Source organism: Streptomyces sp. NPDC040589 (assembly GCF_055594445.1).
On record NZ_JBVIWP010000007.1, the window covers coordinates 269,118 to 292,531 of the forward strand.

The 23,414-nt window shown below is 71.2% G+C and carries 19 protein-coding genes and 1 pseudogene; 10 read left to right on the top strand and 10 right to left on the bottom strand.

All coding sequences use genetic code 11. The features are described 5' to 3' along the window. Positions 1–1,464, bottom strand: coding sequence for a protoporphyrinogen oxidase (gene hemG / locus ACZ58V_RS29350; RefSeq protein WP_471293611.1), 1,464 nt, complete (start codon positions 1,462–1,464; stop codon positions 1–3). 161 nt (positions 1,465–1,625) lie between these two features. Between hemG and ACZ58V_RS29355 the strand changes: the two genes are divergently transcribed. Beyond that, on the top strand, positions 1,626–2,627 hold the full coding sequence (locus ACZ58V_RS29355; protein ID WP_471293613.1) for a DUF4349 domain-containing protein: 1,002 nt from the start codon (positions 1,626–1,628) through the stop codon (positions 2,625–2,627). 75 nt (positions 2,628–2,702) lie between these two features. On the opposite strand, the pseudogene ACZ58V_RS29360 reads toward ACZ58V_RS29355, so the two are convergent. Beyond that, positions 2,703–3,621 (bottom strand): annotated as a pseudogene (locus tag ACZ58V_RS29360) (zinc ribbon domain-containing protein). A gap of 302 nt (positions 3,622–3,923) precedes the next feature. Here ACZ58V_RS29360 and ACZ58V_RS29365 point away from each other — a divergent pair. Continuing rightward, entirely contained in the window at positions 3,924–5,321 is a 1,398-nt protein-coding gene (locus ACZ58V_RS29365) for an FAD-dependent oxidoreductase (protein ID WP_468192072.1), read from the top strand. Positions 5,322–5,423: 102 nt separating this feature from the next. Here ACZ58V_RS29365 and ACZ58V_RS29370 read toward each other — a convergent pair whose 3' ends face one another. Together ACZ58V_RS29370 and hemE are read right to left on the bottom strand one after the other, a co-directional pair. After that, positions 5,424–5,753, bottom strand: a complete 330-nt coding sequence (locus ACZ58V_RS29370) for a hypothetical protein (protein WP_184589326.1) — start codon at positions 5,751–5,753, stop codon at positions 5,424–5,426. A gap of 109 nt (positions 5,754–5,862) precedes the next feature. Further along, positions 5,863–6,930, bottom strand: coding sequence for a uroporphyrinogen decarboxylase (gene hemE, locus ACZ58V_RS29375; RefSeq protein WP_468192074.1), 1,068 nt, complete (start codon positions 6,928–6,930; stop codon positions 5,863–5,865). A gap of 102 nt (positions 6,931–7,032) precedes the next feature. Between hemE and ACZ58V_RS29380 the strand changes: the two genes are divergently transcribed. From ACZ58V_RS29380 to ACZ58V_RS29390, 3 genes are all read left to right on the top strand, one after another. Then, positions 7,033–7,707 (top strand): DUF3000 domain-containing protein, encoded by a 675-nt coding sequence (locus ACZ58V_RS29380; protein ID WP_468192076.1) that lies wholly within the window; start codon positions 7,033–7,035, stop codon positions 7,705–7,707. A gap of 381 nt (positions 7,708–8,088) precedes the next feature. Next, positions 8,089–8,751 carry a response regulator transcription factor gene (locus ACZ58V_RS29385; RefSeq protein ID WP_184589340.1) on the top strand — a complete coding sequence of 221 codons (663 nt, stop codon included), beginning with the start codon at positions 8,089–8,091 and terminating at the stop codon, positions 8,749–8,751. Positions 8,752–8,938: 187 nt separating this feature from the next. Continuing rightward, positions 8,939–10,228 carry a ribonuclease D gene (locus tag ACZ58V_RS29390; protein WP_468192078.1) on the top strand — a complete coding sequence of 430 codons (1,290 nt, stop codon included), beginning with the start codon at positions 8,939–8,941 and terminating at the stop codon, positions 10,226–10,228. Between the two features lie 300 nt (positions 10,229–10,528). Here the strand turns inward: ACZ58V_RS29390 and ACZ58V_RS29395 are convergent, their stop codons facing one another. From ACZ58V_RS29395 to ACZ58V_RS29405, 3 genes are read right to left on the bottom strand one after another with little or no spacing between them, the layout of a single operon-like run. Further along, positions 10,529–11,359 carry a carbohydrate ABC transporter permease gene (locus ACZ58V_RS29395; protein ID WP_382825481.1) on the bottom strand — a complete coding sequence of 277 codons (831 nt, stop codon included), beginning with the start codon at positions 11,357–11,359 and terminating at the stop codon, positions 10,529–10,531. After that, positions 11,356–12,234, bottom strand: coding sequence for a carbohydrate ABC transporter permease (locus ACZ58V_RS29400; protein ID WP_189721646.1), 879 nt, complete (start codon positions 12,232–12,234; stop codon positions 11,356–11,358). Before ACZ58V_RS29400 ends, ACZ58V_RS29395 begins: the two co-directional genes overlap by 4 nt. Further along, positions 12,234–13,547 (bottom strand): ABC transporter substrate-binding protein, encoded by a 1,314-nt coding sequence (locus ACZ58V_RS29405; RefSeq protein WP_471293618.1) that lies wholly within the window; start codon positions 13,545–13,547, stop codon positions 12,234–12,236. Before ACZ58V_RS29405 ends, ACZ58V_RS29400 begins: the two co-directional genes overlap by 1 nt. A 164-nt stretch (positions 13,548–13,711) precedes the next feature. Between ACZ58V_RS29405 and ACZ58V_RS29410 the strand changes: the two genes are divergently transcribed. The 4 genes from ACZ58V_RS29410 to ACZ58V_RS29425 all read left to right on the top strand — a co-directional run bounded on the left by ACZ58V_RS29410 (position 13,712) and on the right by ACZ58V_RS29425 (position 20,590). Next, positions 13,712–16,093 (top strand): glycoside hydrolase family 2 protein, encoded by a 2,382-nt coding sequence (locus ACZ58V_RS29410; RefSeq protein ID WP_471293621.1) that lies wholly within the window; start codon positions 13,712–13,714, stop codon positions 16,091–16,093. Further along, a complete protein-coding gene (locus ACZ58V_RS29415) occupies positions 16,090–17,124 on the top strand; it encodes a LacI family DNA-binding transcriptional regulator (RefSeq protein WP_471293624.1) in 1,035 nt (344 codons plus the stop codon). Before ACZ58V_RS29410 ends, ACZ58V_RS29415 begins: the two co-directional genes overlap by 4 nt. A 122-nt stretch (positions 17,125–17,246) precedes the next feature. Further along, the gene (locus ACZ58V_RS29420) at positions 17,247–18,464 is read left to right on the top strand and encodes a thiolase family protein (protein WP_468192082.1); all 1,218 of its coding nucleotides are present in this window, start codon (positions 17,247–17,249) and stop codon (positions 18,462–18,464) included. Further along, the gene (locus ACZ58V_RS29425) at positions 18,461–20,590 is read left to right on the top strand and encodes a 3-hydroxyacyl-CoA dehydrogenase NAD-binding domain-containing protein (RefSeq protein ID WP_468192083.1); all 2,130 of its coding nucleotides are present in this window, start codon (positions 18,461–18,463) and stop codon (positions 20,588–20,590) included. The genes ACZ58V_RS29420 and ACZ58V_RS29425 overlap by 4 nt, the downstream gene beginning before the upstream one ends. 54 nt (positions 20,591–20,644) lie before the next feature. Here the strand turns inward: ACZ58V_RS29425 and ACZ58V_RS29430 are convergent, their stop codons facing one another. From ACZ58V_RS29430 to ACZ58V_RS29440, 3 genes are all read right to left on the bottom strand, one after another. Next, a complete protein-coding gene (locus tag ACZ58V_RS29430) occupies positions 20,645–20,791 on the bottom strand; it encodes a hypothetical protein (RefSeq protein ID WP_468192084.1) in 147 nt (48 codons plus the stop codon). A 12-nt stretch (positions 20,792–20,803) separates the two neighbouring features. Further along, positions 20,804–21,496 (bottom strand): hyaluronoglucosaminidase, encoded by a 693-nt coding sequence (locus tag ACZ58V_RS29435; protein ID WP_471293628.1) that lies wholly within the window; start codon positions 21,494–21,496, stop codon positions 20,804–20,806. A 423-nt stretch (positions 21,497–21,919) separates the two neighbouring features. After that, positions 21,920–22,936: a PLL family lectin gene (locus tag ACZ58V_RS29440; RefSeq protein WP_471293631.1), complete on the bottom strand. Its 1,017-nt coding sequence runs from the start codon at positions 22,934–22,936 to the stop codon at positions 21,920–21,922. Positions 22,937–23,018: 82 nt separating this feature from the next. On the opposite strand from ACZ58V_RS29440, the gene ACZ58V_RS29445 reads away from it, so the two are divergent. Beyond that, a complete protein-coding gene (locus ACZ58V_RS29445) occupies positions 23,019–23,390 on the top strand; it encodes a PIN domain-containing protein (RefSeq protein WP_468192089.1) in 372 nt (123 codons plus the stop codon). Positions 23,391–23,414: the final 24 nt, after the last annotated feature.

Below are 23,414 nucleotides of genomic sequence, written 5' to 3' on the forward strand. Positions count from 1 at the left end.
TCATTCTCCTGCTCCGCCGTGCAGGCTCTGCACCGGGTGGGCGGTGAGCTCCTCCACACCCCGCAGGTCACCCTGGATCTGGTCGACGGCGGCGTAGGCGCTCGCGATGCACGCCGGGATGCCGACGCCGTCGTACGGGGCGCCGCACACGGCGAGCCCGGGCAGTCCGGCGATGTGCTCGCGGACGCGGGCCACGCGCGCGTGGTGGCCGACCGGGTACTGGGGCAGGCCGTCGTCCCAGCGGGTGACGCGGGTTTCGACGGGTGTCGCGTCCAGGCCCGTCGCCGCCTTCAGGTCGTGCCGGGAGACGTCCACGAGCTCGGTGTCGTCGCGGTCGAGGATCTCCGTCTCGCCGTACCGTCCGACGGAGGTGCGCAGGAGGAGCAGGTCGGGGTTCTCGTCGGCGATCCAGCCCCACTTCCGCGAGGCGAAGGTGGAGGCCTTGATGGTGCGTCCGTCGACGGGCGGCACCAGGAAGCCGCTGCCGTCGGGCAGGACCGCCTCGGCGCGGCGGTAGGCGAGGGTGACCAGGGCCATGGAGGCGTACTCGACGCCGCCGAGCTCGGCGGCGGCCCCGGGGCTCTCGGTGCGCAGGAGGCCTGCGGCGGCCGGGGCGGGGACGGCGACGACCACCGCGTCCGCGTGCCACACGCGCACACCGGAGACGACCCGCCACCCGCCGTCCGCCGGGGTGCGGCGCAGCTCCGTCACCGGCGTCCCTGTCAGGATCTCGCCGCCGTGGGCCCGGACCGACTCGGCGACCGCGAGGGGCAGGGTGCCCACTCCGCCCTGGAGGCCCATGAACACCGGGCCGGTCTGCTGGGCCGCGGCGGCCTTCGCCTGGATCTCGCGGACCCCCTCGGTCAGGGAGGTGTGGCTACGGGCGGCCTGGAAGAGCTGGGGGACGGCCGAGCGCATCGAGATGCGGTACGCGTCGCCCGCGTACACGCCGCCCAGCAGGGGTTCCACCAGGCGGTCGACGACCTCGCGGCCCAGGCGCTCCGCCACGTACTCCCCGACGGCCACGTCGTCCCCGACCTCGGTGCGGGGCAGCTCGGCGTCGCGCTCGATGCGGGCGAGGCCCTCGTCGGACAGCAGGCCGGACAGGGCGGCGGCGGTGCCGGGGACGCCCATCACATGCCCCTTGGGCATCGGGCGCAGCGCGCCCCGGGTCCAGATCGAGGCCGTGGCGGTGGCCGGGGGCTGGAGGCGGTCGGTGAGGCCCACCTCGCGCGCGAGCGCCACCGCCTCGGGGCGGCGGGCCAGCATCGACTCGGCGCCGAGGTCCACGCGCGCGCCCGCGATCTCGCCGGGCAGCAGCTTGCCTCCGACCCGGTCGGAGGCCTCCAGCACGGTCACCCGCGCCCCGCGCTCCAGCAGCCGGTGTGCCGCGGCCAGGCCCGCGATGCCGGCCCCGATGACGATGACGTGTCCCGTGCCCGCACGGGCTTGACCTTCGCGCATGTATCCAGCCTCTCAGACCCCGCTGACAGTGCCGCCGTGCCCCGGTGTCCCGGACGAGTCCCGACCGTGACCGCATCGGAACCGTCCCGGACCAAACGTCCGGCGCCGCCCGGGCGTCGAAGAAGCGTCAGCGGAATCGAACCCCCCGGGGGGAAGCCCACATGCGCACACGACGACCCGCACGCCACCCCGCCCCGACTCTGGCCGCCGTCCTGCTGGCCGCGGCACTCGCACTCACCGGATGCAGCGGCGCTGGCGACGACTCCGGCGGGAGCACGGCCGCCGACAACGGCGCCGCCTCCCGGGCGGACGACAAGGCCGGCGCGCAGGAGGCCGCCCCCGGCGGCGCCGGAAACGGAGCCCGGGCGACCGCGCCGCCGAAGGTCACCGCGAGCCACATCATCCGCACGGCCTCGCTGACCGTGCGGGTCAAGGACGTCCCGAAGGCCCTGGACGAGGCCCGCACCGGCACCGAGAACGCGGGCGGCTATGTCGGCAACGAGACCACCACCCGGGACGAGGGGGGCCACGAGCGGACCCGGGTCGTGCTGCGGGTGCCCGTCGAGAAGTACGACGAGGTCCTCGCCGAGCTGGAGGGCGCCGGAAAACTCCTCGACCGCAGCGCCAAGGCGGAGGACGTCACCGATCAGGTCGTGGACGTGGAGAGCCGGATCAAGTCGCAGCGCGCCAGCGTGGCCCGGATCCGCGAGCTGATGGACCAGGCCACCAAGCTCAGCGACGTGGTGACCCTGGAGGGCGAGCTGAGCACCCGCCAGGCCGATCTGGAGGCGCTGCTCGCCCGGCAGACGTCCCTGAAGGACCGCACGAGCCTGGCCACCATCACCCTCTCGCTGTCCGAGACCCCGGTGAAGAAGAAGGAGGCGAAGGACGACGACCCGGGCTTCGTGGACGCGCTCGCGGGCGGCTGGAACGCGTTCGTGACGATGCTGCGCTGGCTCGCGGTGGCCCTCGGCGCGGTCCTGCCGTTCGCCGCGGTGGCGGCCCTGATCACGCTGCTGTGGCTGCGTGTCGTCCGCCCCCGCCTCTCGCGCCGCCCGCGGCCCGCGCCGCCCGCGATGAGCGCGCTGGGCCCGCTGCCGACGGCCCGCCCGGCCCCGGAGTCGGCCCAGCCGCGCACGCCCGGCGAGCAGGAGTCAACTTGACCCGGCCCTGAAGGACGGGGCTTGGAGGTAGTGCCCAGCTGGCTGCCGGGTGGACTCCTCCGTTCAGACACCCCTTTACGGGGTGGCAGGGACGCGTGACTCACGCCCCGCACTCCACACCACGGCGCCGCGTTGGGCGATGTTGTGGGAAGCGTTCCGGTCCGCGTGGGCAACGACCCCGCAGTTCCGGCAGATAAAGAGAGCCTGGTCGACCCGGTTCTTCTGGTCGACGTGCCCGCACTCCCAGCACGTGACCCGTTGGGGCTTGCGGAGCCGTACCCTCTGCCGGATGCCGCCCAGGTCTTCCAGGGCGATTCCGGCCGAGGTGCGTTCAGCCTCGGTCACGATTCGTTTCGCGATCACATGGTTGGTGTTCTTCACATGCCGCTGCTCTGTGCGGGCACGTGCCTTGAGCCGCCTTTTTGCGGACTTGGTGTTCTTCTTCTGGAGCTTGGCGCGCAGGTCACGTCCGCGTGTGCGGCGCCGGTTCAGGCCACGCCCGGCAGCCCGGTAGCCGGTGGACGTGGTGGCGATGTTGACGATGCCCAGATCAACGCCAATGAAGAGGCTGGGCTCGTACTCTTCAGCCTCGGGCACCTCGCACGTGGCGATCAGACGCGTCCAACTGCCAGGACAAACACCGGTCGTCATACGGCTGCGCCGCCTCGGGCCGAAAGGCGACAGGCTTGGACTCGGCCTTCTGGCGCCGCTTCGAGCCCGGCCTGCCGAGGTTCCCGGCCTTGATGTTGGCCTTGAGTGTCGTGTAGGCGTCACGGACCTTCTTGATGGTGTGCTGGGCGGCCTGCGCCCCCAAGCCCCGCGACTTCAACTCCGCGTAGGTGTGCCTGCGCAGCTCGTACTCGCGCGGCACACCCTGCTCGAACGCCACCGCCGACACCCAGTTCGCGGCCTCGTTGACCGTGCGCAGGGTCGCGAGAAGCGCGGCGGCCTGCTGGGCCTGCGGCATCAGCTTCACCTGCACCACCAGCTTCATGCCTCGGACGCTACCCGGCTCGCGCCCACCCGAGGGATGTTCGGCTATCGAGCACCCGATCCACCGGCAGTCCGAACGGCCATTCCCATCGGATGTTCGATTTGCAATGCCGGTTCATCGGCCAGCTCCTTTGGGCCCGCTGCCGTACGGCGCTCCGCGCCGGAATCAGCGCCCCGGCTCCGCCGAGGACACCACCGCGACGCTCCGCGTCGCAGCTACAGGATGCGATTCCTCCCAGGGCTGAAGCCCTGGGATTCCTCGCAAGATCACGCTGAAATGCCCTGCTCCCGTAGCGTGCTCGCATGAGCATGAGCCGTACGCGGGGTACACGGGAGCGACTGGTCGTGATCGGCGGTGACGCCGCGGGGATGTCCGCGGCGTCACAGGCACGCCGGCTGAACAAGCCCGACGAGCTGGAGATCGTGGCGTTCGAGCGCGGCACCTTCACGTCGTACTCGGCGTGCGGCATCCCCTACTGGGTGGGCGGCGACGTCCCCGACCGTGACCGGCTCATCGCCCGCACTCCCGAGGAGCACCGCGCGCGGGACATCGATCTGCGGCTGCGCACCGAGGTCACCGAGATCGACCCCGACGGGCAGCGGGTACGCGCGCGTGACGTCGACTCCGGCGCCGAGTCCTGGACGTCGTACGACAAGCTCGTGATCGCGACCGGCGCCCGGCCGATCCGGCCCGACCTTCCCGGGGTGGACGCGCCCGGGGTGCACGGGGTGCAGACGCTGGACGACGGCCAGGCGCTGCTCGACACGCTGGCACGCACGCGTGGCCGTCGTGCGGTGGTCGTGGGGGCGGGGTACATCGGCGTGGAGATGGCCGAGGCGCTCATCAACCGCGGCTACGAGGTGACGGTCGTCAACCGCGGCAGCGAGCCCATGTCGACCCTCGACCCCGACATGGGCCGCCTGGTGCACGAGGCCATGGAGGGCCTGGGCATCACGATGGTGAACGACGCCGAGGTCACCGGGATCCTGACGGGTGACGACGGCCGGGTACACGCGGTGGCCACGAAGGACCGCGACTTCCCGGCGGACGTCGTCGTGCTCGGCATCGGCGTACGCCCCGAGACGACGCTCGCGCATGCGGCCGGCCTCCCGCTCGGCACGCACCGGGGTCTTCTCACGGACCGCTCGATGCGGGTGCGCGGCTACGAGAACATCTGGGCCGGCGGCGACTGCGTCGAGGTCCTCGACCTGGTCTCCGGCCAGGAACGGCACATCCCGCTCGGCACCCACGCCAACAAGCACGGCCAGGTCATCGGCACCAACGCGGGCGGCGGCTACGCCACTTTCCCCGGCGTGGTCGGCACGGCCGTCAGCAAGGTCTGCGACCTGGAGATCGCGCGCACGGGACTGCGCGAGAAGGACGCCCACCGCGTGGGCCTGCGCTTCGAGACGGTCACCATCGAGTCGACCAGCCGCGCCGGCTACTACCCGGACTCCTCCCCCATGACGGTCAAGATGCTCGCCGAACACCGCACGGGCCGCCTCCTCGGCGTCCAGATCGTGGGCAGGGAGGGCGCGGGCAAACGCGTCGACATCGCGGCGGTCGCCCTCACCGCGGGCATGACGGCGGAACAGATGACGACCCTGGACCTCGGCTACGCCCCGCCCTTCTCCCCCGTCTGGGACCCGATCCTGGTAGCGGCCCGCAAGGCGGCGGCAAAGGTCCGCGAGACTTCATAGGGGCGGCGGGGCAATGCCCTTCTTTCAAGGGGCGCGGGGAACTGCGCGAGCAACCACAGCGCGCCCGCCCCGGCGACGCACCCGCACCCCTACGGCGAAGCCCTACGCGGTCCCGGCAGTCCCGTTGATCCGATCGATCGCCTGCCGCGCCTGCTCCGCCGGCGGCCGGGACGGCAACGACGACACCGACGCCGAAGCCGTCACCGCCGGCGGCTGCTCCCCCGCCGGCTTCGCATGCGCGGCGGCCCGCGACGAACGCAACCGATGGCTCACCGCCTCCTCCAGCGTCACGGGCCGCCGCATCTGGGACGCCAGCCGCCCGGCCTCCTGGCCGAGGCGGGCCACGTCCTCCCAGGGCAGCCGCACCACCAGCGTGAGCTCCGCCTCGCCGTCGGGCAGGGCGTGCATCGCGGGAGTAACTCGGTCGTTCATCGCCTGTTCCTCACGTCGGCCCCGCGACCCGCCTTCCCCGCGCCGCGGGCGGTTGCCGACACATACGCACGCCCCGACGACAGCGTTCACCGCCGCACCGAATACCCCGTCAGCGTGCCGTGTGCGTGTGCACGTACTCCACGAGCCGCGTCAGCGCGTCCGGGTCGGTGGACGGCATGACGCCGTGGCCCAGGTTGAAGATGTGGCCCTCCAGGTCCGCCGCGCTGTCCAGGACCTCCCGGGTCTTCGCCTCGACGGCCTCCGTCGGGGCGAACAGCACGGTCGGGTCCAGGTTGCCCTGGAGCGCCTTGCCGGGGCCGACGCGGCGGACGGCCTCGTCCAGCGGGACGCGCCAGTCGACGCCGACGACGTCCGCGCCGGCCTCGCCCATGAGGCCCAGCAGCTCGCCGGTGCCGACGCCGAAGTGGATGCGCGGGACGCCGTAGCCGGCCACGGCGTCGAAGACCTTCGCCGAGGCGGGCAGCACCGAACGCCGGTAGTCGACGGGGGCCAGGGCGCCGGCCCAGGAGTCGAACAGCTGGACCGCGGAGGCGCCCGCCTCGATCTGCACCTTCAGGAAGGCGGTCGTGATGTCCGCGAGGCGGTCGAGCAGGTCGGCCCACAGCTCGGGGTCGCCGTACATCATCGCCTTGGCGTTCTCGTACGTGCGGGACGGGCCGCCCTCGACGAGGTAGCTGGCGAGGGTGAACGGGGCGCCGGCGAAGCCGATGAGGGGCGTGGCGCCGAGCTCGCGCGTCAGCAGGCCGATGGCCTCGGTGACGTAGGAGACGTCCTCGGGGGTCAGGTCGCGCAGCTGCGCGAGGTCCGCGCGGGTGCGGATCGGGCGCTCGACGACCGGGCCGACGCCGGGCTTGATGTCGAGGTCGATACCGATGGCCTTGAGCGGCACCACGATGTCGCTGAAGTAGATCGCCGCGTCCACGTCGTGCCGGCGCACCGGCTGGAGCGTGATCTCGGTGACCAGCTCGGGCCGCATGCAGGACTCGAGCATCGGAATGCCCTCGCGCACCTTGCGGTACTCCGGCAGTGAGCGCCCGGCCTGCCGCATGAACCACACCGGAGTGTGCGGCACGGGCTCGCGCCGGCAGGCCTTGAGGAAGGCTGAGTCGTACGTGACGGACGGCTGCTGGGCCCGGGGGGCGTCGTTGGCACTCACGGGGCCAAGTTTCGCACGCCGTCAAGGAGCGCGATTCAGCCCCTGGAGAGGCGCGGGGTGTCTAGCCCGGCACCCGGGGCCCGGTCCCCGTAATCTTCCCGCATGGCTGCGGCTCAGGGACGACTGTCGGACGGCGCTGGCGGAATGGACGAAGCGAAGGACACCGAGAACGACCGGAGGGAGGCGGACACCACGCCGCCGCCCTTCCGGTCCGCTGTCGACGCGCTCAGGACGGCGCGGCTGCGGCCCCAGATCGAGATCGAGCCGACGCGCCCGCCGCAGCGGCTCGCCCCCTACACCTACGCGCTGGAGGCGGCGGTCGTCGACGGCGACCAGGACCTGGCCGACGGCCGGCTGGTGCTGCTGCACGACCCGGCGGGGCACGAGGCCTGGCGGGGCACGTTCCGGCTGGTGACGCTGGTGCGCGCGGAGCTGGAGCCGGAGATGGCGGCGGACCCGCTGCTGCCGGAGGTGTGCTGGTCCTGGCTGACCGGCGCGCTCCAGGCGCGCGGGCTGGCATGCGGGGAGCCGAGCGGCACCGTCACGCGCGCGAGTTCGCACCACTTCGGCGGTCTGTCCGCGCGCCCGGCCGCCTCGCAGATCGAGATCCGCGCGTCCTGGACGCCGCGCGAGGGCCTGGGCGGGGTTCCGGACACGGCCGGGCACCTGGCGGCCTGGTGCGATCTGCTCGCCCAGGTCGCCGGACTGCCGCCGGCCGGGCCGGGCGACGCGTCGGTGGTGACCCTGCCGCAGCGGCGGGGGCCCCAGTCCCGCTGACGCAGGCCCGCTGACCCCAGGCCCGCCGGCCTCCGGCCCGCCGGCCTCCGGCCCGCTGAACGACCCCTGACCGCCCCGCACTGATCGACCTTGTGCGGGGCGGTCAGCCATGTCCGGTCGACGATCACACCCGCGTCCCCCTCTTGGCCGAATCACTTTGTCGATACGGCCACTTTCGACCGCGTACCGACGCAGAGCGAAACCGTTCGACCTTCGAATGATCGACCGCGTGTCCGAATTGCACGGATTGTTATCACCGAATCGTGATCATTCTCTAAAGGCGGAGGGGTTCGGTGCCGAAGACGACTGTGACCTTGAAAGCACGGTTCGTCCCGGCTTCATCCCCACGAGCCGGCCCCGTCCCGCACCCCAGGAGGCCTGGTGTCCGTTCTCCTCGAGCAGCCCGCAAGCCTGGTCGCCTACCGCCCGAACAAGCCGACCGCCATGGTGGTCGTGGCCGACCCGCGCGTCCGCTCCACCGTCACCCGCCATCTGTGGGCGCTCGGTGTGCGCGACGTCATCGAGGCCTCGTCCATCGCGGAGGCTCGTCCCCGCATCGGCAACCCCCGCGACATCTGCGTCGCCGACGTCCACCTGCCCGACGGCTCCGGCCTCACCCTGCTGTCGGAGACCCGCGCCGCGGGCTGGCCCAACGGCCTCGCCCTCTCCGCCGCCGACGACATCGCCGCCGTGCGCAACGCGCTCGCCGGCGGGGTGAAGGGGTACGTCGTCACCGGCACCCGTACCAACGTCGGGCTCCCCACCCGGCCGGGCGCCGCCCCCATCGGCGCCGCCGCCGCGCGTCTGCACCGCCGCCCCCCGGGTGCCCCGAGTCACCCGGGCGGCTACCGCGAACTGTCCGGCCGTGAGGTCGAGGTGCTGCGCCTGGTCGCGGAGGGCCAGTCGAACAAGGCGATCGGCGTCTCGATGGGCCTGTCCGCACTGACCGTCAAGAGCCATCTCGCCCGCATCGCCCGCAAGCTCGGCACGGGCGACCGCGCCGGCATGGTGGCGGTGGCACTGCGGACCGGGATCATCCACTGATCCGCTCCGTCATGACCCTTGGTGATCATTCACTCACCTGAACGGGATCGGCCGCCGGTCCCCTGTCACCCCACGCGCGGCTCGCGAACCCCGTACTTCCCCGACGTGACTGGTTTGCGACCCTCGAGCGCCCGCCGACGGAACGTTCCGTCGGCGGGCGCTGTCCATACATGGATACCCTTGACATGTGACCGACGCCCACGACACCGCAGCAGACAGCTCACTGCGAACCACCGGAGGCGCCCCTCCGGACGACGGCGGATCTTCTGCTACGGAGGCGCCGACCCCCTTGCTGGAGCCGCGCGAGGGCATTCCGCCCGTGATCGCGGACGAGACCGCCCTGGCCCGGGTGATCGCCGCCTTCGAGGCGGGTACCGGCCCCGTCGCCGTCGACGCCGAGCGGGCGTCCGGCTACCGCTACGGCCAGCGCGCCTACCTGGTGCAGCTGCGCCGCGAGGGCGCCGGCTCGGCTCTGATCGACCCCGTGGCCTGCCCCGACCTGTCCGCCCTGGGCGAGGCCCTCTCCGGCGTCGAGTGGGTGCTGCACGCCGCCACCCAGGACCTGCCCTGCCTGCGCGAGATAGGCATGGTGCCGACGCGGCTGTTCGACACCGAGCTGGCCGGGCGGCTCGCCGGGTTCCCCCGGGTCGGCCTCGGCGCGATGGTCGAGGGCGTGCTCGGTTTCGTCCTGGAGAAGGGACACTCCGCGGTCGACTGGTCCACCCGGCCGCTGCCCGAGCCCTGGCTGCGGTACGCGGCGCTGGACGTCGAGCTGCTCGTCGACCTGCGCGACGCGCTGGAGAAGGAGCTGGACCGGCAGGGCAAGCTGGAGTGGGCCCGCCAGGAGTTCGACGCGATCGCCTCGGCCCCGCCGCCCGAGCCCCGCAAGGATCCCTGGCGGCGTACGTCCGGCATGCACAAGGTGCGCCGGCGGCGGCAGCTGGCCGTCGTACGGGAGCTGTGGCAGACCCGCGACCGGATCGCGCAGCGGCGGGACGTCTCGCCCGGCAAGGTGCTCGGGGACGCGGCCATCGTGGAGGCCGCGCTGGCCCTTCCGGCCAACGTGCACGCGCTCGCCGCTCTGAACGGATTCGGACACCGGACGGGCAAGCGGCAGCTGGAGCAGTGGCAGGCGGCCGTGGACCGGGCGAAGGCGCTGACCGAGGCGCAGTTGCCGCAGCCGGGGCAGCCGGTCGCGGGGCCGCCGCCGCCGCGGGCCTGGGCCGACAAGGATCCTGTCGCCGCGGCGCGGCTGTCCGCGGCCCGGGCAGGGGTTTCGGCACTGGCCGAGCAGATCAATATGCCGCAGGAGAATGTGATCACGCCGGATACGGTGCGGCGGGTTTGCTGGGAGCCGCCGGGTGTGGTGGACGCGGAGTCCGTGAGCGCGGCCCTTGAGGGGTATGGGGCTCGGGCTTGGCAGGTGGAGCTGGTGACGCCTGTGCTGGTGGAGGCGCTGGCCGTGAAGGAGGCCTAGGGCCTGTCGTTTGGATCACGCCGCAGACGCGGGGCCTGGCACGCGCATCTGCCGCGTTGTCGTCACTCGCCGATGCTCCGCATCGACTCCCTCCTCCGCCTTGCAACTGCACGCACCAGGCCCCGCTCACCGGCGCTGACAAGGTGCCGCCGATTCCCTGCGACCTGATCCAAACGACAGGCCCTAGCCGCCGTAGTCCTTTCCGTCGTACGGCGGCTGCGGGCCTGTTGTGGTTGTTCGCGCCCACGCGGCGGAGCCGCACATCGACACAGCCCCGCGCCCCTGGAACAAAGGGCATCGTCACTTGGTCGCTCCCCTGGTGAAGCCGTTGTAGATGAACCTCTGCAGGAGCAGGAAGACGATCAACGTGGGGGCGATGACCAGGATCGCGCCTGCCGAGATGGTCTCCCAGTGGGCGCCGAACGGGCCCTTGAAGCGGAACAGGGACGTCGAGATCACGCCAAGATCTTCGGATGGCATGTAGAGGAAGGGGATGTAGAAGTCGTTGTAGACGTTGATCCCCTTCACGATCACGACCGTCGCGATCGCCGGCTTCAGGAGCGGGAAGATGATCTTCCGGTAGATCGTGAAGGCGTTGGCGCCGTCGAGGCGGGCCGACTCGTCGAGTGAGACCGGGATCGACCGTACGAACTGCAGGAAGATGTAGATCGAGACGATGTCCGTGCCCATGTAGAGCGCGATCGGCGCCCAGAGGCTGTCGAACATGCCGACGCTGTTGACGATCTGGAAGGTGGCCACCTGGGTGGTCACGCCGGGGACCAGCGCGGCGACCAGGAACAGGGCCAGGACCAGCTTGCGGAAGCGGAACCGGAAGCGGTCGATGGCGTACGCCGTCATCGAGCCGATCAGGATCGTGCCCCCGATGGCGACGACCAGGATGATCGCCGTGTTGGCGAACGCCGAGAGCATCCGGCCGTCCTGGAACGCCGTCACGTAGTTGGAGAAGTTGAGCGGGTCGTCGGGCAGCGTGAGGGCGCCGCTGTCGTCCGCCATCTCCCCGGAGGTCTTCAGCGAGGTCAGGAAGACCACGGCCAGCGGCAGGAACACGACCAGTGTCGCGAGGACCAGGGACAGATACACGAGGGCCCGGGCCACCGTACGGCGCGTCATACGAGGTCCACCTTGTCGTCCGGGACGAGGCGCCGCTGCACCCAGGTCACCGCCAGGATGATCAGCAGCAGTACGACGGCCGCCGCCGAGGCGAGGCCCGTCTTGTTGAACTGGAAGGCCAGCTTCACGGTCTGGATCACGAAGGTCTCGGTGCCGGTCGCGCCGCCGGTCATGATGTACGGGATCTCGAAGACCGACAGCGACCCGGAGACGGACAGGATCACCGAGAGGCTCAGCACGGGCCGGATACCGGGCGCGATGATGTGGCGGAACTGCTGCCAGCGGTTCGCCCCGTCGATCTCGGCCGCCTCGTACAGCTCCCCCGGGATGGACTGGATCGCCCCGAGGAAGAGGACGAAGTTCAGACCCATGTAGCGCCAGACGGAGACGCCGGCGAGGGAGACGTTGGCCGAGGTGGGCGTACCGAGCCAGGCGCGGTCGCCGTCGTATCCGACGAGGCCCAGGATCGCGTCCAGGGTGCCGCCGTCCTGGAAGAAGTACAGGAAGACGAAGCCGATGGCGACGCCGTTGATCAGGTACGGGAAGAAGAGCACGCCCTTGAAGAAGTTGCGGAAGCGGACGTTGAAGCTCAGGACGGTGGCGAAGTAGAGCGCGGCGGCGATCTGCACCACGGACGCGGCGAGGTAGTACCCGCTGACGAAGAACACCTCGAACAGCTCGGAGCGGGTGAAGAGTTCGGCGTAGTTCTCGGCGCCCGTGTAGTGCAGCTCGGGGCTGACGCCGTCCCAGTCGGTGAAGCTGTACGCGACCATGTTGACGATCGGCGCGTAGGTGAACGTGATCAGCAGGACGAGCGGGGCGAGGAGGAACAGCCAGGGCGTCACGCCCCGCCACCGCCGGGTGGGGTGGGCCATCAGGACCCCAGGTTGCGCTGTGCCTCGGTCCACTTGTCGCCGAGTCCGGCGAGGAAGTCGTCCAGGCCGCCCTTGCGAGCGCCACGGGCGAGATCGACGAGGTCCTGGCGGTAGTCGGGCTTGTAGATGCCGACCTCTGACTGGTTGTCGAGGGACTTGACCTCGGCGCCCTTGGTGTCGTCGATGTCGAGGAGCTTGACGCCCGCCTCCTCGTAGGGCTTCAGGATGTCGGGCAGCGGGGCGTCCTTGAGCGGGGAGAGGGCGAGGTTGGCGTCCGCGTAGCCGGACTTGTCGGTGAACCAGTCGATCCAGGCGCGGGCGGCGGTCTTGTGGTCGGAGTTGACGTTGACGGCCTGCTGGTAGTCGGGGGACGTCACCGCGCAGAACGTGCCGTCCTTCTGGGCGGGGAAGGGCATGAAGCCGATGTCGGCGGGGTCAGTGCCGGCCTGCTTCGCCGCGTCCCGCATCTGCACGACGGCCCAGGAGCCGAGCCACATCGTGGCGATCTCGCCCTTGGCCAGCTTGGGCTTGGAGGCTTCCCAGTTGGTGGTCGTCGGGTCCTTCTCGACGAGGCCCGACTTCACGATGTCGTGGAGCAGCGTGTCACCGACGCGCAGATCGGCGCCGTCGGCCCACGGGTCGCCCTCGGCGAGACGTGCGGTGGCCCCGGTGTCGCAGCCGACCGAGCCGTTGACGTTCGTCCACTGGGTCAGCGGCCACATGTCCTTGAAGTTGGTGTAGTACGGGACCGCCTCGGACTTGGCCTTGATCGCCTTGAGGCCGTCGAGGAACTCGGCCGGGGTGGTGGGCCAGTCGGTGATGCCGGCCGCGCTCCACACCTTCTTGTTGTAGATGAAGCCGGGGACCACGCCGATCGGGCTCTGCCCGTAGACCTTGCCCTGGACGGTGGAGTAGTCGGTGAAGCGGTATTTCTTGCTCCGCTCGGCCTGGGTGCCCAGCGAGGCGAAGAACTTCGGGTAGTCCTTCTTCTCGATCACGGCCGGGATCATCAGGACGTCGCCGTAGTTCTCCGTGTTCATCCGGATCTTGACCTCGCCCTCGTAGTCGGTGAGGCCCTCGAACTCGACCTTCACCTTGGGATAGGTCTTGTTGAACGCGGCGGCGTACCTCTTCATCGTGCCGTCCTGCACGAGGTCGGTCCGGTGGGTGAGGACGGTGATGGTCCCGGTCACCTTGGCGGGATCGTCGGGTGCTTCGGCATCCGCACCCTTGGAGGTGCCTCCGGTACCGGTGCAGCCCGAGGCGAGCAGGGCGGCGCCCACGGCGAGGGCGAGGACGGTACGGCGGTTCATGTGCATCAGCTCCGTTCGCGGAGAGGAACTCGGGACGGAAGAGCACGTGCGGTATGGCTGGTTCGGCACTCTGACAGCGCTTTCCTCAACCGGTAAAGTCCCATTCCCGCCAACGATGCGAAGCCTGGACACGACTCTTCACTGGACCGGTTAAGGGAGTGCGCATGCTGGAGGCCACAGCGCTCGGCGAGGGATGGATCCTGCGGCACGAGTCGGACACGCTGCCGGCCTCCGTGCCGGGCTGCGTGCACACCGACCTGATGGCGGCCGGGGTGATCCCGGATCCGTTCCTGGGCCAGGGCGAGTCCGAGGTGGCGTGGGTGGGGCGCCGGGACTGGACGTACGAGCGGGAGCTCGGGGCCCCCAGCGCACAGGAGCAGGCCGACCTGGTCTTCGACGGGCTCGACACCGTCGCCGAGATCTCCCTGGACGGGCGGCCGCTGGGCACGGTGCGGAACATGCACCGCTCGTACCGCTTCGATGTGACGGGGCTGTCCGGGCTGCTGTCCGTGCGGTTCGTCTCCGCCTACGCCGAGGCCGAGGCGGTGCGGGGGCGGCTGGGCGAGCGGCCCGCCGCCTACGCCGAGCCCTACCAGTACGTCCGCAAGATGGCCTGCTCCTTCGGCTGGGACTGGGGACCGACCCTGGTGACGGCCGGGATCTGGCGGCCGGTGCGCCTGGAGCACTGGTCGACGGCCCGGATCTCCCGGGTGCGTCCGCTGGTCACCGTCGAGGAGGGCGTGGGGGTCGTCGAGCTGGCCGTCGACGTCGAGCGGACCCGGGTGGAGGTGCCGCTGGCCGTGGAGGCGACGGTGGGCGGGGTGCGGGCCCGCGCGGAGTTGGACGGGGCGCACGGGGTGGTACGGCTGCGGGTGCCGGACGCGGAGCTGTGGTGGCCGCGCGGGTACGGCGAACAGCCGTTGTACGACGTCGAGTTGAGGTTGCTGAGCGAGGGTGGCGGCCTGGACGTGTGGCGACGGCGGATCGGCTTCCGGACCGTGGAACTCGACCGGCGGCCCGACGCGCACGGCACCGGGTTCACCCTCGTCGTCAACGGCGAGCGGCTCTTCGCACGCGGCGTCAACTGGATCCCCGACGACGTCTTCCCCTCCCGCGTCACCCGCGAGCGCTACCGGGAGCGGCTGGAGCAGGCCGCCAGGGCGGGCGTGGACCTCGTACGCATCTGGGGCGGCGGGCTCTACGAGAGCGAGGACTTCTACGACGCCTGCGACGAACTCGGGCTGCTGGTCTGGCAGGACTTCCCGTTCGCGTGCGCGGCCTACCCGGAGGAGCAGCCGCTGCGCGGCGAGGTGGAGGCCGAGGCGCGGGAGAACGTCGTACGGCTGATGCCGCATCCGTCGCTGGTGCTGTGGAACGGCAACAACGAGAACCTGTGGGGCTTCCGGGACTGGGAGTGGGAGCCGAGGCTGGCCGGGGACTCCTGGGGCGAGGGCTACTACCTCGGCGTGCTGCCGCGTGTGGTGGCCGAACTGGATCCGACCCGGCCGTACACGGCGGGCAGTCCCTGGTCGGGGTCCTGGCGGCACCACCCGAACGACCCGGCGCACGGCACGCACCACTCGTGGGAGGTGTGGAACCGGGAGGACTACGCCGACTACCGGCTGAGCGTGCCGCGGTTCGTCGCCGAGTTCGGCTGGCAGGCGCCGCCCGCGTACGCCACCCTGCGCCGGGCGCTGCCCGGGGAGACGCTCGTGCCGGACTCCCCCGGCATGCTGCAGCACCAGAAGGCCGACGACGGCAACGGCAAACTGGAACGGGGGCTGGCCCGGCATTTCGCCGTGCCGGACGGGGACTTCGACCGCTGGCACTACCTGACGCAGGTCAACCAGGCGCGTGCGGTCGCCGCCGGGATCGAGCACTGGCGCTCGCACTGGCCGGTGTGCGCGGGCACGGTCGTCTGGCAGCTCAACGACTGCTGGCCGGTGACGTCGTGGGCGGCGGTCGACGGGGACGGCCGGGAGAAGCCGCTGTACCACGAGCTGAAGCGGCTGTACGCGGACCGGTTGCTGACGCTCCAGGGGGAGAACGGCGGGCTGGTGCTGGCCGCCGTGAACCAGGGCGCGGAGGACTGGACCGGGACCCTGACCCTGCGCCGGATGTCCGTCGAGGGCGAGGTACTGGGGCAGGCGGATGTGGAACTGGCGGCCGGGGGGCGGGCCGTGGCCCGGGTCGGTGTCCCGCAGGAGCTGACGCCCGCCGGGCCCAAGGAGTTCCTGGTCGCGGACGCGGATCCCGACGCGGACGGGCCGCGGGCGCTGTACTTCCCGGTGCCGGACCGCGAAGTCCTCTACCCCGCGCCGCGGTTCGAGGTCGCGCTCACCCCGGGCGGCATCACCGTGACCGCCCGCACCCTGGTCCGGGACCTGCTCCTCCAGGCCGACCGGCTGGATCCGGAGGCCCGGGCCGACCGGGGGCTGGTCACGCTGCTGCCGGGCGAAGAGGTGACCATCGGGGTGCGCGGCTGGAAGACTCCGGACGCCCGGAGTGCCCGTTCGGCCCTGTACTGCGTGGAGCCCACCCGATGACGGCAACGCCTGCCCCCCGCGTCACCATCAAGGACGTCGCCGCGCGCGCCGGTGTGTCCAAGGGTGCCGTGTCGCTCGCCTTCAACCACAAGCCGGGCCTGTCGGAGGCGACCCGGGACCGGATCTTCCGGGCGGCGCGGGAACTGGGCTGGGCTCCGAACCTCACGGCGCGGACGCTGGCCGGTTCGCGCGTGGACGTGGTGGGTCTCGCGGTGTGCAGGCCGGCGCGGATGCTGGGGCTGGAGCCCTGGTACATGGACTTCGTCTCGGGTGTCGAGAGCGTGCTGGCCGAGCACTCCTGCTCGCTGCTGCTGAGGCTCGTACGGAATCTGGACGAGGAGATCGGGGTCCAGGGGGCGTGGTGGCGTGGGCGGCAGATCGGCGGGTCGATCCTCGTCGACTTCCGCGCCGACGATCCCCGGGTGGGTCTGGTGGAGCGGCTCGGGCTGCCGGTGGTCGCGGTCGGGCATCCCTCGCTGACCGGGGGGCTCACCTCGGTGTGGACGGACGACGCCACGGCCGTGACGGAGGCGGTGCGATATCTGGCCGCGCTCGGGCACCGGCGGATCGCCCGGGTCGGCGGGGCGGCGGCCCTCGGGCACACGGCCATCCGGACGGCGGCGTTCGACGAGGCGGCGGGGGCGCTTGCCGGGGCGTGGCAGGTCGCGACGGACTTCTCCGGCGACGCGGGGGCGCGGGCGACACGGTCGCTGTTGACCGCGTCGGCGCCGGACCGGCCGACCGCGATCGTGTACGACAACGACATCATGGCGGTGGCGGGGTTGTCGGTCGCGGCGGAGATGGGGCTGCGGGTGCCGGACGATGTGTCGCTGCTGGCGTGGGACGACTCGCAGCTGTGCCGGCTGACGCATCCGACGCTGTCCGCGATGAGTCATGACGTCCACGGGTTCGGGGCGGAGGTGGCCCGGACGCTGTTCGGGGTGATCACCGGAGAGGGCACGGCCGGATCGCATCCCGTGCCCACGCCCGTACTGACGCCCCGGGGCTCCACGGCACCCCCGAAGGTGTGACCTTCACCGCTCCGCCTGTCAGGACTGTGCAGCTACGTTACCCATAAGTAGCATGGGCCTGAGCGCGCGCTCAGCGCATCTCGCAGCAGCAATGCAGTTCCGGACCCTGGAGGAGAGCCATCGTGCCTCGTACCGTCAGGGACGTCGTCTTCGTCGACGGCGTCCGCACCCCGTTCGGCAAGGCGGGACCGAAGGGCATCTACCACGAGACCCGTGCCGACGACCTCGTCGTGAAGGCGATCCGGGAGCTGCTGCGCCGCAACCCCGGTCTCGACCCGAAGAAGATCGACGAGGTCGCCATCGCCGCGACCACGCAGATCGGCGACCAGGGCCTGACCATCGGCCGTACGGCCGGGATCCTCGCCGGTCTCCCGCAGTCCGTCCCGGGCTACTCGATCGACCGCATGTGCGCCGGCGCCCTGACGGCCGTGACCGCGGTCGCCGGTTCCGTCGCCTTCGGCGCGTACGACGTCGCCATCGCCGGCGGTGTCGAGCACATGGGCCGCCACCCCATGGGCGAGGGCGTCGACCCGAACCCGCGGTTCGTGAGCGAGAAGCTGGTCGACGAGTCGGCCCTGTTCATGGGTATGACCGCGGAGAACCTGCACGACCGTTACCCGCAGATCACCAAGCAGCGCGCCGACGAGTACGCCGTGCGCTCCCAGGAGAAGGCCGCCAAGGCGTACGCCAACGGCAAGATCCAGGCCGACCTGGTGCCGATCTCCGTACGCCGTACCTCCCCCGAGGCCGGCGAGACGGGCTGGGGTCTGGTCACCGCCGACGAGCCGATGCGCCCGGGCACGACTCTGGAGAACCTCTCCGGCCTGAAGACCCCGTTCCGTGTGCACGGCCGGGTCACCGCCGGTAACGCGGCCGGTCTGAACGACGGCGCCACCGCCTCCGTCATCGCCTCCGAGGACTTCGCGCGGGAGCACGACCTCCCCGTGAAGATGCGCCTGGTGTCCTACTCCTTCGTGGGTGTCGAGCCGGAGGTCATGGGTTACGGCCCGATCCCGGCCACGGAGAAGGCGCTGGCCCAGGCGGGCCTGTCGATCTCCGACATCGGCCTGTTCGAGGTCAACGAGGCCTTCGCCGTCCAGGTCCTGGCCTTCCTCGACCACTACGGCATCGCCGACGACGACCCGCGCGTCAACCAGTACGGCGGCGCCATCGCCTTCGGCCACCCGCTGGCCTCCTCCGGCGTCCGTCTGATGACGCAGCTGGCCCGCCAGTTCGAGGAGCAGCCGCACGTCCGCTACGGCCTGACCACCATGTGCGTCGGTTTCGGCATGGGCGCGACGGTCATCTGGGAGAACCCGCACTTCGAGGGGGACAAGTGAGCACCACCGCCGAGCTTCTGAAGCAGGCTTCCGAGCTGTTCCCGGACGAGGTCGTCACGCAGGCGCACGTCCGCCACTTCGACCTCCCCCTGGGTGCCGGGCGCTTCGCCCTGATCACCCTGGACAACGGCCACGACCACACCAAGCCGACCACCTTCGGCCCGGCCTCGCTGGCGAACCTGAACGCCGCGATCGACCAGGTCGAGAAGGAGGCGGCGGACGGCGAGATCATCGGCGTCGGTATCACCGGCAAGCCGTTCATCTTCGCGGTCGGCGCCGACCTCAAGGGCGTGGAGATCCTCAAGGAGTACGAGCACGCGCTCGCCATCGGCAAGGGCGGCCACGAGGTCTTCAAGCGGCTGTCCAAGCTGGCCGTGCCGACCTTCGCGTACTACAACGGCGCCGCGATGGGCGGAGGTGTCGAGGTCGGTCTGCACTGCACCTACCGCACCGTCTCCGCGGCCCTCCCGGCGTTCTCGCTCCCCGAGGTCTTCCTCGGTCTGGTCCCGGGCTGGGGCGGCTGCGCCCTGCTGCCGAACCTGATCGGCCCGGAGAAGGCCGTCTCGGTGATCATCGAGAACAGCCTCAACCAGAACAAGCAGCTCAAGGGCAAGCAGGTCTACGAGCTCGGGATCGCCGACGCCATCTTCGAGGGCGCGGACTTCCTGGAGCAGTCGCTGATCTGGACCGCGACGGTCCTCAAGGGCGAGATCCAGATCGAGCGCCCGGCGATCGACCGCGGCGAGGCCTGGGACCAGGCCGTCGCCAAGGGCCGTTTCATCGCGGACTCCAAGGTGCACGGCGCCGCCCCGGCCGCCTACCGCGCCCTGGACATCATCGCCGCCGCCAAGAACGGCGACCTCCAGCAGGGCTACGACGCCGAGGACAAGGCGCTCGCCGACCTGATCATGGGCGGTGAACTGCGCTCCGGCATCTACGCCTTCAACCTGGTGCAGAAGCGTGGCAAGCGCCCGGCCGGTGCCCCGGACAAGAACCTGGCCCGCCCGGTCACCAAGGTCGGTGTCGTCGGCGCCGGCCTGATGGCCAGCCAGCTGGCGCTGCTGTTCCTGCGCCGCCTCGAGGTGCCGGTCGTGCTGACCGACATCGACCAGGAGCGCGTCGACAAGGGTGTGGGCTACGTCCACGCCGAGATCGACAAGCTGCTCGGCAAGGGCCGTATCAACCAGGACAAGGCCAACCGCCTCAAGGCGCTGGTGTCCGGTGTGCTGGACAAGGCCGAGGGCTTCGCGGACGCGGACTTCATCATCGAGGCCGTGTTCGAGGAGATCGGCGTCAAGCAGCAGGTGTTCGCCGAGGTCGAGGCGGTCGCCCCGGCGCACGCGATCTTCGCCACCAACACCTCCTCGCTGTCGGTCTCCGAGATGGCGTCGAAGCTCAAGAACCCCGAGCGGGTCGTGGGCTTCCACTTCTTCAACCCGGTCGCGGTCCTCCCGCTCCTGGAGATCGTGCGCGGCGAGAAGACCGACGACGCCTCCCTGGCCACGGCGTTCGCCGTCGCCAAGAAGCTGAAGAAGACCGCGGTCCTCACCAAGGACGCCCCGGCGTTCGTCGTGAACCGCATCCTGACGCGCTTCATGGGCGAGATCCAGAACGTCATCGACGAGGGCACCCCGGTCGAGGTCGCCGAGAAGGCCGTCGAGCCGCTCGGTCTGCCGATGTCGCCGCTGGTCCTGCTGGAGCTGGTCGGCCCGGCGATCGGTCTGCACGTCTCGGAGACGCTCAACAGGGCGTTCCCGGACCGCTTCACGGTCTCCCCGAACCTCGCGGCCGTCGTCAAGGCGGGCAAGCGCGGCTTCTACGTCTACGACTCCGGGAAGCCGGAGCTGGACCCCGAGGTCGCGGCGCTGCTGAAGCAGGGCGACTCCGTCCTGACCGAGGAGCAGGTCCGCGACCGCGTCCTGGACGCGGTGGCGCAGGAGATCGGGATCATGCTCGACGAGGGCGTCGTCGCCGAGGCCCAGGACATCGACCTGTGCCTCATCACGGGCGCCGGCTGGCCGTTCCACCTGGGCGGCATCACGCCGTACCTGGACCGTGAGGGTGTCTCCGAGCGGGTCAACGGCAAGCGGTTCCTCGCGCAGGGCGTGGCGTCGGTTCCGGCGTGACCCGCCTGATGGGGTGAGTGAGGAGGGCCTCCGCGGTGTGCGGAGGCCCTCCTCTCATGTGTCGCGCTCCTCAGCGGCCGCGAGCCGGGCTCGCAGTTCGGCGTTGTCCGCCTCCAGGACGGCGATGCGCTTGCGGGCGAAGTACAGCTCCATCACCGCGTCCTGGAACTCGGCGACGAGCTGCTCGGTGGTCAGTTCCATCGAATCCCGCCCCTATGCCTGGGCCAGCAGGGTGACCTTGCCGTTGCCGCCCTTCCAGTACAAGGCGCCGCCCCGTGCGAAGAGGGAGCCGCCGCCCGGCTCCTTGGCCGGCTCGGCAGCGTCGTCCAGGCGCGCCGCGCCGTCGAGCCGTGTCGTGCCCTCGACAAACAGGGCAGGGGCCTCGGACCGCTGGACGACATGGAGCTGGCCGCCGGGGGTGGCCCCGATGCCGATACCGATGCCGGTGCGGCCGCTGCCCTTGACGACGAAGTCCTCCAGTCCATCGTTGTTGCGCAGCACGATCAACGCACCTTTGGTCGGCGCGTCGGTCGCGGTGACGAAGATTCCCTGGGCAGCGGTCCCTTCCGCCCTGAGGTTGATGGAAAGCCCGGAGGCGCCGTGGTCCGAACCGTCGGCGTAGCCGTTGTGGGTGATCTTCAGCGTGCCGCGCTGCGCCTTCTCGGCGCCGCTGATGTACATGGCCGACGACTCGGGGTTGAGCGACGTCACGTTCAGCGCGGCCTTGTCACCGGACGTGGCCGCGTAGTTGATTTTGACGACGTATTCGGTCGGGGACGCCCCGTAGAAGGCGGCCGGGGCGGCGTACTGGGTGTACTCGTCGGCCGCCGCGGCCTGCGGACCCGTGGTGACGGTCACCGCGCCTGCGGTGAAGGCGCCGAGGAACAGCCTTCGTCCCATGGTCATGTGAACTCCGTTTCTCTTGACATGCGTTCAGGAGGCCACGGCCCGAGCGGACCGCCGGCCACCCAGGCCCACCAGGGACCGCCGACCGCTGGAACCCTTGGCACCGGGGCGAGCCGAGAGGCCGGCTCGCGCTCACCGCCGCCGCCCGAAGCGGGCTCCTGGCTCCCCCGCCGGTCGAGGAAGTGCACAGGGGTGGCGGCACCCTGAGCCACCGACAGACCGGTCAGGCCTGCCACGGGTGAAGTCACGCCGACGGCTCTTCCGTGGGCAGCGCCGCGCCCGGGTCTGGTCCGAGTGACGTGCCCTTCTCCCCCACCGACGCGATCGAGCCGCCTTCCCCGAACTCAAGTTCGGGGAACCGGATCGGGTCATCATAAGATGACCATTCCGTGAAAATCACGGAGTTGCGGTGTGCGGGTCCGCTCAGAGCTCCTGCCACGCGGTGAGCGCCAGCCCCGGTTCGTCCTTGCGGCGCGCGAGCAGGAGCTTGCCGGCGGACGGGGCGAGGCTGGCGGCGACGACCTCGTCGTGCTCGTCGAGCGCCAACGCCACCATGGCGTCGGAGGGCAACTGAGGGCCGGACTCGGTCCACCAGGCGCCGGCCGACTCCTGTTCGGTCGGGTAGGCGGCGAAGGCGACCCGGCCGCTCGCCGACCGCTGGGCGAGCACGGTGCAGTCGTGCCCCTCGATGTCACAGCGCACGGCGGACACCGGCCCGGGTCCGGCGGAGGCGATGAGCGTCACCGGCTTCTCGCCCCGCCGCCAGGCGCACACATCGCCCGAGGCATCGGTGAAGAAGAGGGTGGTGTGCTCGGCCGACGTGGCGAGCGCCCGGAGCGTCCCAGGCCGGACGGGCACATCGACGCCCTCCGTCCGCACCGGCGTCTTGCCCGGCTCCTCCTGCCGCCAGTGCAGCACCCCGCCGGGCACGGACGCGTACACCTCCACCAGCCCCGACTCCCCCGTCACGGCGGCCGGCTCACCCCGCACGTCATGCCCTTCGAGGTTCTGCCAGGGGCCCCAGCCGCCCTTCTCCTTCTGGTTGCGCAGGCTCACCCCACCTCCCTGGTTACGGACGAAGACATAGCCACGCCCCGCCGAGTCGACGGCGACGGCCGGCGGGCCCGTCCGGTCACCCTTCTTGTCCGGGTGCCCGATCGAGACCCAGTCCAGGGGCGCGAGCCGGGGCCGGAAGTGCGTCGAATGCACGAGCCCCGACTCGCCGGGCACGGTGGGCCGCCAGGCGGCCAGATGGGTGTAGCCGTCGGCGCCCTGGCCGATCGCCGGGCCCGGGTGCAGCTTCTGGCCGCCGCCGACGGTGCGGGGAGCGTCCCAGGAGCCGGCGGGGCCGCGTTCCGCACGGCACAGGACGGCGTCGCCGGAGGGGAGATAGACGGTGAGGCGGCCGTCGCGGCCGCGGATGAGCCAGTCGCCGTTCACCAGTTCACTTTATGCGTGCGGGACGGCTCCGTGCGCGGCCCGCCCCCTGCCTGGCCGACAACCGCCGTGCGACCCTGGCCGCATGAACGACAACGCGCCCCTCCTCGTCGTCGTCGACGCCGCGAACGTCGTCGGGTCGGTACCGGACGGCTGGTGGCGGGACCGAAGGGGTGCCGCGGAGCGGCTGCGGGACCGGTTGGCGTCGGACGGAGTGCCGGGGGTTTCCGGGCCGGTGGAGATCCTGCTCGTGGTGGAGGGGGCCGCTCGGGGGGTGGAGTCGGTGCCGGGGGTGCGGGTGGAGTCGGCGTCGGGCAGCGGTGACGATCACATCGTCGAGGTGGTCGCGGGGGCGGGCGAGCGGTCCGTACTGGTCGTCACGGCGGACCGGGAGCTGCGGCGGCGGGTCGGCGAGTTGGGGGCGGAGGTGGCGGGGCCGCGTACGGTGCGGCCGTAGGAGCCCGGCGTCGGGGCCGGGCGT